The 12,684-nt window shown below is 62.8% G+C and carries 11 protein-coding genes; all 11 read right to left on the minus strand.

Features of this window, described 5'->3' with window-relative positions:
* Nucleotides 1-29: 29 nt before the first annotated feature.
* Nucleotides 30-827 carry a transporter substrate-binding domain-containing protein gene (locus ABMD26_RS09775; RefSeq protein WP_354309268.1) on the minus strand — a complete coding sequence of 266 codons (798 nt, stop codon included), beginning with the start codon at nucleotides 825-827 and terminating at the stop codon, nucleotides 30-32.
* 237 nt (nucleotides 828-1,064) lie between these two features.
* The gene (gene mdoH, locus ABMD26_RS09780; protein ID WP_354309270.1) at nucleotides 1,065-3,641 is read right to left on the minus strand and encodes a glucans biosynthesis glucosyltransferase MdoH; all 2,577 of its coding nucleotides are present in this window, start codon (nucleotides 3,639-3,641) and stop codon (nucleotides 1,065-1,067) included.
* Nucleotides 3,634-5,391, minus strand: coding sequence for a glucan biosynthesis protein G (locus ABMD26_RS09785; RefSeq protein ID WP_122744089.1), 1,758 nt, complete (start codon nucleotides 5,389-5,391; stop codon nucleotides 3,634-3,636). Before ABMD26_RS09785 ends, mdoH begins: the two co-directional genes overlap by 8 nt.
* Nucleotides 5,392-5,654: 263 nt before the next feature.
* Entirely contained in the window at nucleotides 5,655-6,092 is a 438-nt protein-coding gene (dtd, locus tag ABMD26_RS09790; RefSeq protein WP_354309273.1) for a D-aminoacyl-tRNA deacylase, read from the minus strand.
* Nucleotides 6,089-7,060 (minus strand): prolyl aminopeptidase, encoded by a 972-nt coding sequence (pip, locus tag ABMD26_RS09795; protein ID WP_049861735.1) that lies wholly within the window; start codon nucleotides 7,058-7,060, stop codon nucleotides 6,089-6,091. Before pip ends, dtd begins: the two co-directional genes overlap by 4 nt.
* A gap of 90 nt (nucleotides 7,061-7,150) precedes the next feature.
* Entirely contained in the window at nucleotides 7,151-8,296 is a 1,146-nt protein-coding gene (gene srmL, locus ABMD26_RS09800; RefSeq protein ID WP_354309276.1) for a PheS-related mystery ligase SrmL, read from the minus strand.
* Nucleotides 8,297-8,443: 147 nt separating this feature from the next.
* Entirely contained in the window at nucleotides 8,444-9,265 is an 822-nt protein-coding gene (locus ABMD26_RS09805; RefSeq protein ID WP_049861733.1) for a quaternary amine ABC transporter ATP-binding protein, read from the minus strand.
* Entirely contained in the window at nucleotides 9,262-10,113 is an 852-nt protein-coding gene (locus ABMD26_RS09810; RefSeq protein WP_049861732.1) for an ABC transporter permease, read from the minus strand. The genes ABMD26_RS09805 and ABMD26_RS09810 overlap by 4 nt, the downstream gene beginning before the upstream one ends.
* A gap of 41 nt (nucleotides 10,114-10,154) precedes the next feature.
* Entirely contained in the window at nucleotides 10,155-11,123 is a 969-nt protein-coding gene (locus ABMD26_RS09815) for an ABC transporter substrate-binding protein (protein ID WP_354309279.1), read from the minus strand.
* A gap of 113 nt (nucleotides 11,124-11,236) precedes the next feature.
* Nucleotides 11,237-11,947, minus strand: a complete 711-nt coding sequence (gene hutC, locus ABMD26_RS09820; protein WP_177327972.1) for a histidine utilization transcriptional repressor HutC — start codon at nucleotides 11,945-11,947, stop codon at nucleotides 11,237-11,239.
* Between the two features lie 143 nt (nucleotides 11,948-12,090).
* On the minus strand, nucleotides 12,091-12,615 hold the full coding sequence (locus tag ABMD26_RS09825) for a lipocalin family protein (RefSeq protein WP_414704830.1): 525 nt from the start codon (nucleotides 12,613-12,615) through the stop codon (nucleotides 12,091-12,093).
* Nucleotides 12,616-12,684: the final 69 nt, after the last annotated feature.

The following is a 12,684-nucleotide window of genomic DNA, read 5'->3' on the forward strand; positions in this document are numbered from 1 at the left end:
CGTCAGGGAGCGTCTGGCCAGAGGCGCAGTCACTGCATTTCGTTGAGCCAGTTCTTGTTCACGAACCACTTCTTGTGGATACGATCGTAGCTGCCGTCTTCACGGGCCTGGCGCAGGAAGTTGTTGATGAAGTTGAGGCTGTCGTAGTCGCCCTTCTTCAAACCGAACGCCAGCGGTTCGTAGGTGAAGGGCTCGTCGAGGTAGACCAGTTTGCCGTTGCCGACCTTGTCCACCGCCACCACGTTGTAGGGCGAATCGTAGATGAATGCGTCGGCCTTGCCGTTGACCACATCGAGCACCGCTTCGGGCTCGTTGTCGTAGCCATGGTATTGCGCCTTGGCGATCAGCTTGCGCGCCACGAACTCACCGGTGGTGCCCACTTTGGAAGTGATGCGGTAGTCCTCCGAGTTCAGGTCCTTGTAGGTCTTGATCTTGTCGGCCAATTCCTTGCGAATCAGCAGGGTCTGGCCGACGACGATGAACGGATCGCTGAAGTTGATGCGCAGGTTGCGTTCCTGGGTCAGGGTCAGGCCGCTGCCGATCATGTCGAACTTGTCGGTCATCAGGGCTGGAATGATGCCGTCCAGGCTGGTCGATACCAGTTCCAGCTTGACACCCATGGACTTGGCCATGGCCTTGAGCAGGTCGACTTCGAAACCGATGATTTCGCCACGCTTGTTGGTCATCTCGAACGGCATGTAGGTGGGGTCCATGCCCACGCGCAATGTGCCGCGCTTGACCGCTTCATCGATAGCGCCGGCGTGCGCCGAACCCACGGCCGCCATGGCCATGACGCCGAGCAGCAGCATCGACAGATACTTGTTCATCACCAATTCCCCTAGCCAACTTCGGGCACGACCCGGCCTGGGCGCACCATTTCGGGGTGCGATCCTAACTCAAACGGGGGTCTGGACAAAGTTTGGTACTGAAATTAGTGCCGGATGGCACTGTTGGGGGGCATGGCGGGGATGTCGAGGTGCGACCTTCGCGGCCGATGACCGCTCCTACAGGTGTTTGGAGATTCCTGTAGGAGCGGTCAGCGGCCGCGAAAAGGTCAAGTGCGGTCAGGCGTTCTGCAAGCCGGTTGCCGGTACAACGCCGAGCGGTTGCACGGGCTGAGCCGGGCGTTCCGCTTGCTTGGACTGGCGCCACGCATCCAGCCAGGCGGTGTTCTGATCGGCCCAGACATGCTCGTGCAGACGCGAGATCGCCACCGGATCGCTGAGCAGCGACATGCGCGTGCTGTTATCGAGCTTCTGCGGACCCCCTTCCAGAGCCTGATGGACCCACTGCGCACGCATGCTCTCGATCGGCGCGGCCTTGCCGTGCCGTGCCGTGCCCAAACCATAGGCCAGGGCGTTCTGGCGCGGATCGACGACCGCACGTACGAAACCGTCCTTGAGCGCGTTGTCGCGGTTTTCCTGGGTGTAGCGATCGGTGGAAACCAGTTCCTGTGGCGTGTCGTACTCTTCCGGGATCAGGAACAGCTTCTCCTCCCGAGCCTGCACACCCAGGTTGGTCCGGCTGGAAATCACCGATACCGGGATCGACAGCATCAGCGAACCCACGATCGGCGTCAGCCACCACAGGAAGCTGGGGTTCAACCAGATCACCAGGGCAGCCCAGGCCGCACCCAGCAGGGTTTGCGAACCGTGACGCTTGATCGCTTCGCTCCATGGAGTGGAGTCGTCGTCGCGTTGCGGCGAGTTCCAGGTTGCCGCCCAGCCCAGGAACGCGGCCAGCACGAAACGGGTGTGGAACAGCATGCGCACCGGCGCCAGCAGCATGGAGAACAGCATCTCCAGCAGCATCGACAGGGTGACCTTGAAGCGACCGCCGTATTCCTTCGCACCCTTGGCCCAGATAAGGATGATGCTCAGCAGCTTGGGCAGGAACAGCAGCACGATGGTGGTGGAGAACAGCGCCACTGCCTTGTCGGGGTGCCATTGCGGCCACAATGGGTACAGCTGCCGTGGCGCCAGGAAGTAGGTCGGCTCCATCAGCGTGTTCACCGCCAGCAGGGCCGTGGACAACACCAGGAAGAAGAACCACAACGGTGCCGACAGGTACGACATCACGCCGGTCAGGAACACCGCCCGGTGAACCGGGTGCATGCCCTTGACCAGGAACAGACGGAAGTTCATCAGGTTGCCGTGGCACCAGCGGCGATCGCGCTTGAGTTCGTCGAGCAGGTTGGGCGGCAACTCTTCGTAGCTGCCTGGCAGGTCGTAGGCAATCCACACGCCCCAGCCGGCACGGCGCATCAGGGCCGCCTCGACGAAGTCGTGGGAGAGGATCGCACCGGCGAACGCACCCTTGCCCGGCAGCGGCGCCAGGGCGCAGTGCTCGATGAAGGGCTTCATGCGAATGATCGCGTTGTGCCCCCAGTAGTGCGATTCGCCCAACTGCCAGAAGTGCAGACCGGCCGTGAACAGCGGACCGTATACGCGCGTGGCGAACTGCTGCATGCGTGCATACAGGGTGTCCATGCCCGACGCCTTCGGCGCGGTCTGGATGATGCCGGCGTCCGGCGTCGCTTCCATCAAGCGCACCAGGCTGGTCAGGCATTCACCGCTCATCACGCTGTCCGCATCGAGTACGACCATGTAGCGGTACTCGCTGCCCCAGCGACGGCAGAAGTCGTCGAGGTTGCCACTCTTGCGCTTGACCCGACGACGACGGCGACGATAGAAGATGTGGCCGAAACCACCGGCTTCGCGGCACACCTGCAACCACGCCTGTTGCTCGGCAACGGCGATGTCAGCGTCATTGGTGTCGCTGAGCACGAAGAAATCGAAGCGATCCAGATCGCCGGTCGCCTTCACCGATTCGAACGTGGCGCGCAGACCGGCGAAGACGCGTGTCACGTCTTCGTTGCAGATCGGCATCACCAGCGCGGTACGCGCCCCTGCTTCGATCGGCTCATTGCCCGCGCTGGCACCGGAGATACGGTACTTGTCGCGACCGGTGAGCAGTTCGAGAAAGCCCATCAACGCCGTCCAGAACCCCGCCGATACCCAGCAGAAAAGGATACCGAAGAGGATCAGGATGCTGGTCTGCAGGAAGTACGGCAGGACCTGGGTGGCGGTCTGCATGATCGGCTGACGAACCACTTCGTCGAGGTCGACCATGCCCCAGCCCTGGTACGGCATGATGCCTTTCATGTACCAGCCGGCGACGATGGTCTGGCCGAGCATCAGCACCAGCAGAATGTAGCGACGCATCGAACCGACCCAGCGCCAGCGCGCCTTCGGCAGCTCGCGCTTGTCACTGGTCGGCTCGGGCTTGCTGGCCTTGCCGGTCAGCTTGCGCCATGCCCGAACCAGGACGTTGGTGCGCCACGGCTCGGGAACCACCAGCGTGCGGTGGATCGGTGGCGTGGCCTTGAGCTGCAGGCGGCCGCTGGCGTCGACGCCGAACATCTCGGCCTCTTCCAGTTCGGCAGCCGAATCCAGCCGCAGGCGCTGCTCGACCGAGTTCTGTGCGCCGAGCACGGCATCGTGCGCCGGGCGCCCGGACAGGCGCTCGTGCAGTTCGGTGAAGGACGTACAGTCGGCAAGTTCTGCGCGCTGTGCGTCCCCCAAGGGCAATTGAGCCAGGTATTCGCCAAGCGATTCTGGCCGAGCTGGAGAATTAGTCATCGGCGGGCAACTGGTAGCTCCAGGTTTCAGTCAGGACCTGTTCGGTCTTGACCGGTTCGGTAGGTGTGGCAGGAGCGGTTTCGGCAGCGGCTTCCGGCGCGGTCGCTGCAGGGGCCTGGGCCACTTCGGCTGGCTTCTCGGCCTTGCCGTGCGCCTTGTCATGCTTGTGCGCAGCCTTGTCTTCGACCGGCTCGGCGGCCTTGACGGGCTCCACCGGCAGATCCTTGACCAGCGCCGCACGCATTTCCACGGCCTTGTTCGGATCCTTGACCTTGACCCGCAGGGTCAGACGCCAGCCTTTGGTTTCCGGGTTGTAGCGAACGTTGTTCTCGACCAGCTCGGCGTTGTCGTCGACGCTGACCTGACTGCGAACGGTGGTGTCCTCAGGCAGAGCGGCCAGCACCGGACCTTGATAGTCGATCAGGAACGCGATGCTGCCATCGGCCTGACGGATCAGATTGGACTGCTTCACGTCGCCGGTCGAGCGCAGGGTCTGATCGACCCAGGCAATGTCGGGCGAGTGGAACTCGTCTTCGTCCATCGTCCAGTGCAGGCGGTAGTTGTGCTCCAGCGCCACGCCCGGCTCCGGGATCTTCTCCGGGTTCCAGAACGCCACGATGTTGTCGTTGGTTTCGTCCGCGGTAGGAATTTCCACCAGGTCGACGGTGCCCTTGCCCCAGTCACCCTTCGGCTCGATCCAGGCGCTTGGGCGCTTGTCGTAGCGGTCGTCGAGGTCTTCGTAGCGGGAGAACTCGCGGCCACGCTGTAGCAGACCGAAACCCTTGGGGTTCTCGACGGTGAAGCTGCTCACGGCCAGGTGCTTCGGATTGTTCAGCGGGCGCCACAGCCATTCACCATTGCCGGCATGGATGGACAGACCGGTGGAGTCATGCAGCTCGTGGCGATAGTTCTGCACACGGGACGGCTGGTTCGAACCGAACAGGAACATGCTGGTCAGCGGCGCGATACCCAGGCGGCTGACGCGGTCACGCAGGAACACCCGCGACTCGACGTCGACGGTGGTGTCCTTGCCCGGACGCAGAGTCAACTTGTAGGCGCCGGTGGAACGTGGCGAATCGAGCAGGGCAAAGATCACCAGCTGCTTGTCGCCTTCGTTCGGACGTTCTACCCAGAATTCGCGGAATCGCGGGAACTCTTCACCCGACGGCAGTGCCGTATCCAGGGCAAGGCCACGGGCCGAAAGGCCATAGACCTGACCCTTGCCGATGACGCGGAAGTAGCTCGCGCCCAGCATGGTCATGATCTCGTCCTGCTTGTCCGCCTTGTTGATCGGGAACAGCACACGGAAACCGGCGTAGCCCAACTGCTCGGTGGACTTGGGATCGAACTGCAGGTCGCCGAAATCGAAACGCGCAGGGTCGTACTTGATTTCATTGACGGCAGTGGCGGTGACTTCGTTGATCTTCACCGGCGTGTCGAAATGCATGCCCTGGTGATAGAAAGACAGCTTGAACGGGGTCTTGGCATCGGCCCATTCAGCGTTCTCGTTGCGGAAACGGATCTTCTGGTAGTCCGCGAACTTCATGTCGCGAAACTCTTTGGGCAAGTTGCTGCGCGGGGTTTCGAATTTCTGACCGGCAAGCTCCTTGGCGCGTCCGGCAACATCGTCCAGGCTGAAGGCCCAGAGTTGGCTGGCGCTGAACAGGCAGAACAGTGCAGACCCGGCCAGCATCGCTTTGCGCAACCGAGTGCGGGGTGTTCTTGAAGCATTTAAAGGACTAACAATCACGAGCAACCCTCGCCGAAAACATATCGAAAAACCAACGGCCAGCAATCTTGCGCCGGGTTGGCGAGCACTGTTCCGACTCCAAAAGGGCTTAATGATTCCCCAAGCGGAGCCAGACACGCTTCAAACTGGAAATACCGGGTAGCAAAACGTGGCCCCCCTGGCGCGCGATTATCTAGTACGTCGCGTCACAACGCATCAGGGTAGCCCAAGTATTTATGCGACGAAGAGAGGTCGACGACCGCAAACTCGCCATCAATAGGCCACTAAATTTGTAACAAGAAGGTTACAGGCCCATCGTTGGTCAAGCTTACCTGCATATCGGCACCGAATTGCCCCACCTGAACCTGCATGTGCGCTTTTTTTGCCGCCTCGACCAGGTGGTCGAAAAGCGCCTGTGCCAGGGCCGGCGGCGCTGCGCTGGAGAAGCCTGCGCGCAGGCCGCTGCGGGTGTCCGCCGCAAGGGTGAATTGCGACACCAGCAACAGGCCGCCACCGATGTCCTTGAGCGAGAGGTTCATCTTGCCCTGCTCATCGCTGAACACCCGATAGTTGAGCAGTTTGTGCAGCAGCTTGTCGGCGCTGGCGGCGGTGTCGTCCGGTTCGACGGCCACCAGCACCAGCAAACCCTGATCGATCGCCCCTATGGTCTCCCCGGCCACCTCGACACGGGCCTGGCTGACCCGCTGCAGCAGCCCCTTCATGCCTCTTCCAGAGGCAAGTCCAGCAAACGGCGCGCCATCTGTTCGGCGGCACGCACCAGCGCATCGGTGATACCCGGCTCGGAAGCGGCGTGGCCGGCGTCGCGAATCACCTGCAGCTCGCTGTTGGGCCAGGCCTGATGCAGCGCCCAGGCGTTGTCCAGCGGGCAGATCACGTCATAGCGGCCATGCACGATCACCGCCGGCAAGTGGGCGATGCGCGGCATGTCGCGGATCAGCTGATCAGGCTCCAGGAAAGCGTTGTTGACGAAGTAGTGGGTCTCGATGCGCGCGATCGACAGTGCACGTTGCGGCTCGGAGAAGCGGTCGACCACCAACGGGTTGGGTCGCAGGGTCGCGGTACGGCCTTCCCAGGTGGACCATGCCTTGGCAGCGTGCATCTGGGCGATCTGGTCGTTGCCGGTGAGGCGCTTGTGGAAGGCCTGCAACAGGTTGCCGCGCTCCTCCAGCGGGATCGGGGCGACGTAGTCCTGCCAGTAGTCGGGGAACAGGCGGCTGGCGCCGCACTGGTAGAACCATTCGATTTCCTGAGGGCGGCACAGGAAGATTCCGCGCAGAATCAGGCCATGCACGCGCTCGGGGTGCGTCTGCGCATAGGCCAGTGCCAGGGTCGAGCCCCAGGAACCGCCGAACAGGACCCACTTGTCGATGCCAAGGTGTTCACGAATGCGCTCCATGTCCGCCACCAGCCGCCAGGTGGTGTTGTTCTCGATGCTGGCGTGGGGCGTGGAACGACCGCAGCCGCGCTGGTCGAAGGTGACGATGCGATAGACGTTCGGATCGAAGTAGCAACGGCTCTGCGCGTCGCACCCCGAACCCGGACCGCCGTGGATGAAGAGCACCGGCAAGCCCTGCGGCGAACCGCTCTCGTCGACATACAGCACGTGCGGCTCTTCCACGGCCAGATCATGCCTGGCGTAGGGTTTGATCTGCGGGTACAGGGTTTGCATCGTGCGCTCCGTTGGAAGTTGGGTCTCTGCCGTCGGCCATCATAAACCCGAATGGCCACTTGGCGCATTCTCCCTATCCATTGCAGGGTTTCACAAGCGCTCTCCTACCAGATAGGCGCCACCGGGCACCCCTCGATGAAGGGCCGCGCGGATGTCCCGGTACAGGTCGTCGGCCTGCTGCGTGGTCAAGGACTGGGCATGGTCGCGCAGCACCACCTGCAGCACCAGATTGTGTTGGCCGCGAACGATGCCCAGGCGCTTGACGGTCAGAGACGGCAATTCCTCGAACGACCAGCAACCTCTTATGCGCAGCTCTTCGATCCAGCTGGCGCGATAGCCCGCCACCTGCAGGACATGCTCGGTGATGTCCTCGATGCCGAGCCCCGGTTCCACTGCCAGCGACAGGTCACGGCTGATGGCCGGTTGACGGTACAGCGGTTGCCAGGCCTTGAGGTCACCCATCTGCGCCTGTACCTGGGGATGGCCATCGCGCAGCAGGCGAATGTCCGGAACGCCCTTGCGCAGCATGGCCAGGCGGTCCAGCCCCAGGCGCAGGACCAGCCCGCCATGGGCCTGGGGATCGACGTCCAGGCGTTGCAGGAACGCCGGACAGATGCAGCCGCAGGCCAGAACATCCACCGGTGCCTGGCGGGTGACCAGGCTGACAGTGAGGCCATCGCGAGTAAAACCGCAGACGCCGGAGCTGTGCGCCCACATTCGTCCCGGTACGGCGATGTCCAGCACGTCGCCCACCAGCCGCAGCAGCTCCTGGCGATTGCCCAGCTGCGCATCGCCCAATACCCAGATGTCCATCTGGTGCGGCTCGGCACAATGCCAGCGATCGCGGATATCGCGCCGGAAGGTGATGCCTGGCGCGGCGAGCGTGATGGTTTCGCCCGCTGCGCGACGCCCCGCCGCCGCCTGCAGGCCGGTGATGACCGCGCTGCTGGTCTGGGTCCGCAGCAGCAATTCATCATCGACCCAACAGCTGTGAGTGCCGATTTCATCCATCACCTGGGGGTCGTCACCGCACAGCTGGAAGTTTTCCACAGCCGAGATGATCCGCGGCCCCTTGTGCACTTCGGCCAGAGGCCAGCCCTGGCGCACCAGGCCGGCGAGCAGGTCCCTGACCAGCAGACGCACGGCATGGGGCGGCTCGCAGGCATCAGTCAGGTCGGCAATGCGCAGCGCCTTGTGGATGGCTTCATGACTGAGGTAGTGCTTGGTGACGGGCATGCAGGCATTCCTTGTTCCTGGACGGATGCCTGCACGCTAGGCAGGGTATTGCGGGACAACAATCGGAAAAGTCTGAAAGACCTGCTTTTCAGAAATTTCCGACAGAAACGTCCGACAGACGCTTGCGAGATCACACCGTCGGCCGCCTCAAACCGCGACACTGCGACGCTGCACGAACCGGTCCACGTAATCGTCGGCCGGGTTGTGCAGGATTTCCCTGGCGGTCCCGGCCTGGATCAAGCGCCCGTCCTTGAGGATGGCGATCCGGTTGCCCAGGCGAATCGCCTCGTCCAGGTCGTGGGTGATGAACACGATGGTCTTGTGCAGGCGCGTCTGCAATTCCAGCAACTGGTCCTGCATTTCCGCGCGGATCAACGGGTCCAGAGCGCTGAACGCTTCGTCCATGAGGATGATGTCGGTGTCCGCCGCCAGTGCCCGCGCCAGGCCCACGCGCTGGCGCATGCCGCCAGACAGTTGCTGGGGATAGGCACGCTCGTAGCCGTTGAGGCCGACCGCTTCGACCCACTGCTGCGCCCGCTCCTGGCAGAGCGCCTTGCTCTCGCCGCGAACCTTGAGCCCATAGGCGACGTTGTCGAGCACGCTCTTGTGCGGCAACAGGCCGAAGCTCTGGAACACCATGCTGATCTTGCGACGGCGAAATTCGCGCAGCGCTGGCATGCCATAGCGCAGGATATCTTCGCCATCCACCAGAATCTGGCCACTGGAAGGGTCAACCAGTCGGTTGAAATGCCGCACCAATGTCGACTTGCCCGAACCGGACAGGCCCATGATCACGAACACCTCGCCCGCTGCGATCGACAACGACAGGTCATCGACGCCGACCACGCAACCGGTTGCGGCCAGCACCTGCTCCTTGCTTTGCCCTTGCTGGCTCAGCGCCAGCGCCTCTTTCTCACGCTTGCCGAATACCTTATAGACATTGCGCACTTCGATCTTGGGTGGGTTCATCGGCCTACCTCGTGACGGGGACGACCATAGGCCTGAGTGATGCGGTCGATCACGACCGCCAGAATGACGATCGCCAGCCCTGCCTCCAGGCCCTTGCCCACGTTCAGTGTCTGAATGCCGACCAGCACGTCTTCGCCCAGGCCGCGCGCGCCGATCATCGAGGCGATCACCACCATGGACAGCGCCATCATCGTGGTCTGGTTGATACCAGCCATGATGCTGGGCAGTGCCAGCGGCAGTTGCACGCCGAACAGCTGCTGCCAGCGGTTGGCGCCGAAGGCGTTGATCGCTTCCATGACCTCTCGATCAACCTGGCGAATACCCAGGTCGGTCAGGCGAATCAGCGGCGGTGCCGCGTAGATGACGGTGGCGAAGATGGCAGGCACCTTGCCCAGGCCGAACAGCATCAGCACCGGGATCAGGTACACGAAGCTGGGCATGGTCTGCATGATGTCGAGCAGCGGCATCAACACCGCACGCAGCCGGTCGCTACGCGCAGCAAGAATGCCCAGGGGAATGGCGATCACTACGGAAATCACCGTGGCCACGAGCATCAAGGCCAGGGTCTGCATGAGCTTGTCCCACAAGCCCACGGCTCCCACCAAAAACAGCAGGCCAACGATGACCACGGTGGTCAGCCATTTGCGCGAGGCATGCCAGGCGATGCCGCCGACGATGGCCAGCATCAGCCACCAAGGCGTCATGCGCAGCAGGCTTTCCAGGTTGACGATGGCCCACAGCAGCGTGTCGGAGATCTGCCGGAACACATCGCCGTAGCGTGTTACCAGGGCATCGACGCCGTCGTTGACCCAGTCGGCGATGGAGAAGGTGAAACTCTCAGGAAACATGGAGCGCTCTCGGTGCAAGGGGCTTCAATACAAGGGGCACGTTACAGCGCCGCTTCGATCTTGCTGGCTGCCGCTTCACTGACCCATAGTTTCCAGACTTCCGGGTGCTCCTTGAGAAACAAGCGCGCCAGCTTGGGCGACTCGATACGCTCGCGGCTCATGCGCGCCAGGTTCTGGTTGAGCAGGTCGATGGGCAGGTTGACCTTCTCGAACACGGGAAGCAATTCCGGCGCACCTTCGTGGAAGGCTTTCGACAGGCCGACCTTGATGCTGATGGTCTTGTCCACACCGGGCTTTTCCGCCAGCTTGACCACATCGACCTGACCCAGCAGCGGGGTCGGCGACCAGTAGTAGAACAGGATCGGTTCGCCACGCTTGTAGCTCGACAGCACAGCCGCATCCAGGGCTGGCCCGGTGCCGGGGCGGAAATTGGTGTAGCTGTCCTGCAAGCCATAGCTCTTGAGCATTTCGCTGTTTTCCAGCTCGCAGGTCCAGCCCGCCGGGCAGTTGTAGAAACGGCCCTTGCTCGGCTCTTCCTGGTCCCTGAACACCTTGGCGTATTTGCCCAGGTCGGCGATGGCGGCAAGGTCGGGGGCCTTGGCGTCGAGGCCGCGCTTGGCGTCGCCTTCGATCACGTAGCGCGGCACGTACCAGCCTTCCACGGCGCCGGTGATCGGTGCGCCGACCCCGACCACCTTGCCCGCCTGCTCGGCTTTGTTCCAGACTTCGCTGCGGCCGACCCATTCCTCGGCGAACACCTGGATATCGTTGCTGCCCAGGGCGCTCTCCATGGTGATCGAGTTGCCGGGCAGGCTGTCGGTCTTGCAGTCGTAGCCGTGCTCGAGGACGAATTGCAGCAGGTCGGTGAGCAGCATGCCGCTCTCCCAGTTCAGGCCGGCGAATTTCACCGGCTTGCCCGATTCGCACCAGCCAGCGGCTTGGCTGCTGGTGGCACCGGCCAGCAAGCCCAGGGACAGGGTCGTTGCCAGGAGGGTCTTGTTCAGTTTCATCGGGTCCTGCTCCACATAGGCCATGGTCACGGCGATCTATGGGTGTGACCGCACGATGAGCCATTGTTCTGCGCGACGAACGGCAGATTGGCATATTTGTGCCGTGGGGAGGCCTATTTGGTGAAGCGGCCTTCCAGGCGATGGCGTGATCCGGGGTGGATCAGGCGCGCGGCGGTGACGGGTGTCTTGCCCGACCAGGTACGCCGCAGGATCAGCAGGCACGGTTCGCCACGCTCGATCTGCAGCAGCTCGCACTCGCTGGGGTTGGCCAGCATGGCCTCGACCACGTGCTCGCCGGCAGTCAAAGGTGCCACGCGGGTCAGGTAGGCATAGGGGGTCTCTTCGACGAAATCCTGCTGCAGGTATTGCGGGGCGATCTGCGCGTTGACGTAACGATCCTCGATCTGCACCGGGATGTCGTTTTCGTAGTGCACGATGATCGAATGAAACACCCGCTGACCTTCGCGCATGTTCAGGGTCAAGGCGCGTTCGGCACCGGCCGCCTCCTCTTCCAGCAGCACCAGACGGCTGCTGTGACGATGGCCGCGAGCGGCGATTTCGTCGGCGACGTTGTGCACCTCGAACAGCGCCGACTGGCTTTTTGGCTCGGCCACGAACGTTCCCACACCCTGCATGCGCACCAGCAGGCCTTCGGCCGTCAGCTCGCGCAGGGCACGGTTGATGGTCATGCGGCTGAAGCCCAGCTGATTGACCAGCTCGCTTTCCGAAGGCACCCGGTAGTGCGGTGGCCAGGTACCGTTGAGGATCTGCACCGCGATCATCTGTTTGACGCGGGCATACAAGGGCGCCGGACTTTCGCCCATCTGGGCAGCCAGCGCAGGGACAACAGGCGGAGTCGGCACGGGAATTCCTTGATTGATTCGTAGGGCACAGCGAGCGACATTGTAACGCGACTCGCGCTTGGGCAGTAACGCCACTCGTGCGCGGCGCAAGTCGCGACAATCCGTTACTTGCCGATGTCGGCATCCGCCGCGCGCCAGATCAGGCGACTGGTGTCAAAGCCCTGCTGGCGTGCCTTCGCCAGCATCCGCTCGCGTACCGATGTGGAGATCTGCGGGGTGCGTGACAGCAGCCACAGGTACTTGCGGCTCGGACTGCCGACCAGCGCATGCTGGTAGCTGTCGTCCACGTCCAGGACCCAGTAGTCGCCTTTGGCCAGGCTTGGCGCCATCCGGGAGAACCAGTTGTCGAACACCACCCATAGCTTGTCGGTCTTGCCCGGGACCTGTGGCGACGCCGTGCCCTTGGCTTCGCTCCATTCACCACTTTCGGTACGGCAACGGTTGAGCACGCCGATGTTGCCATCGGTTTGCAGGGTGTAATGGGCTTCGGATTGGGCGCAGTTGCGCTGGAAGAACATGGGTAGCCTGGCCACTTCGTACCAGGTGCCCTGGTAGCGTTGCAGGTCTACGCTGTCGACGGTGCGTGGCGCCATGCTGGCGTCGGGGGCGTTGCTGCAGCCGGCGATCATCAGCGACAGGCACAAAGGTAGCAAGGCGAACTTGCGCAACGACATGAGGGGCTCTCCTTGAACGGCAGA

This window comes from Pseudomonas sp. PvP001, from assembly GCF_040546375.1.
GTDB classification, from domain to species: Bacteria; Pseudomonadota; Gammaproteobacteria; order Pseudomonadales; family Pseudomonadaceae; genus Aquipseudomonas; species Aquipseudomonas coleopterorum.

Coding starts and splice junctions, on each gene's coding strand:
- ABMD26_RS09775 (WP_354309268.1), bottom strand. CDS start 827: ATGAACAAGTATCTGTCGATGCTGCTGCTCGGCGTCATGGCCATGGCG.
- mdoH (WP_354309270.1), bottom strand. CDS start 3,641: ATGACTAATTCTCCAGCTCGGCCAGAATCGCTTGGCGAATACCTGGCT.
- dtd (WP_354309273.1), bottom strand. CDS start 6,092: ATGAAGGGGCTGCTGCAGCGGGTCAGCCAGGCCCGTGTCGAGGTGGCC.
- pip (WP_049861735.1), bottom strand. CDS start 7,060: ATGCAAACCCTGTACCCGCAGATCAAACCCTACGCCAGGCATGATCTG.
- srmL (WP_354309276.1), bottom strand. CDS start 8,296: ATGCCCGTCACCAAGCACTACCTCAGTCATGAAGCCATCCACAAGGCG.
- ABMD26_RS09805 (WP_049861733.1), bottom strand. CDS start 9,265: ATGAACCCACCCAAGATCGAAGTGCGCAATGTCTATAAGGTATTCGGC.
- ABMD26_RS09810 (WP_049861732.1), bottom strand. CDS start 10,113: ATGTTTCCTGAGAGTTTCACCTTCTCCATCGCCGACTGGGTCAACGAC.
- ABMD26_RS09815 (WP_354309279.1), bottom strand. CDS start 11,123: ATGAAACTGAACAAGACCCTCCTGGCAACGACCCTGTCCCTGGGCTTG.
- hutC (WP_177327972.1), bottom strand. CDS start 11,947: ATGGGCGAAAGTCCGGCGCCCTTGTATGCCCGCGTCAAACAGATGATC.
- ABMD26_RS09825 (WP_414704830.1), bottom strand. CDS start 12,615: ATGATCGCCGGCTGCAGCAACGCCCCCGACGCCAGCATGGCGCCACGC.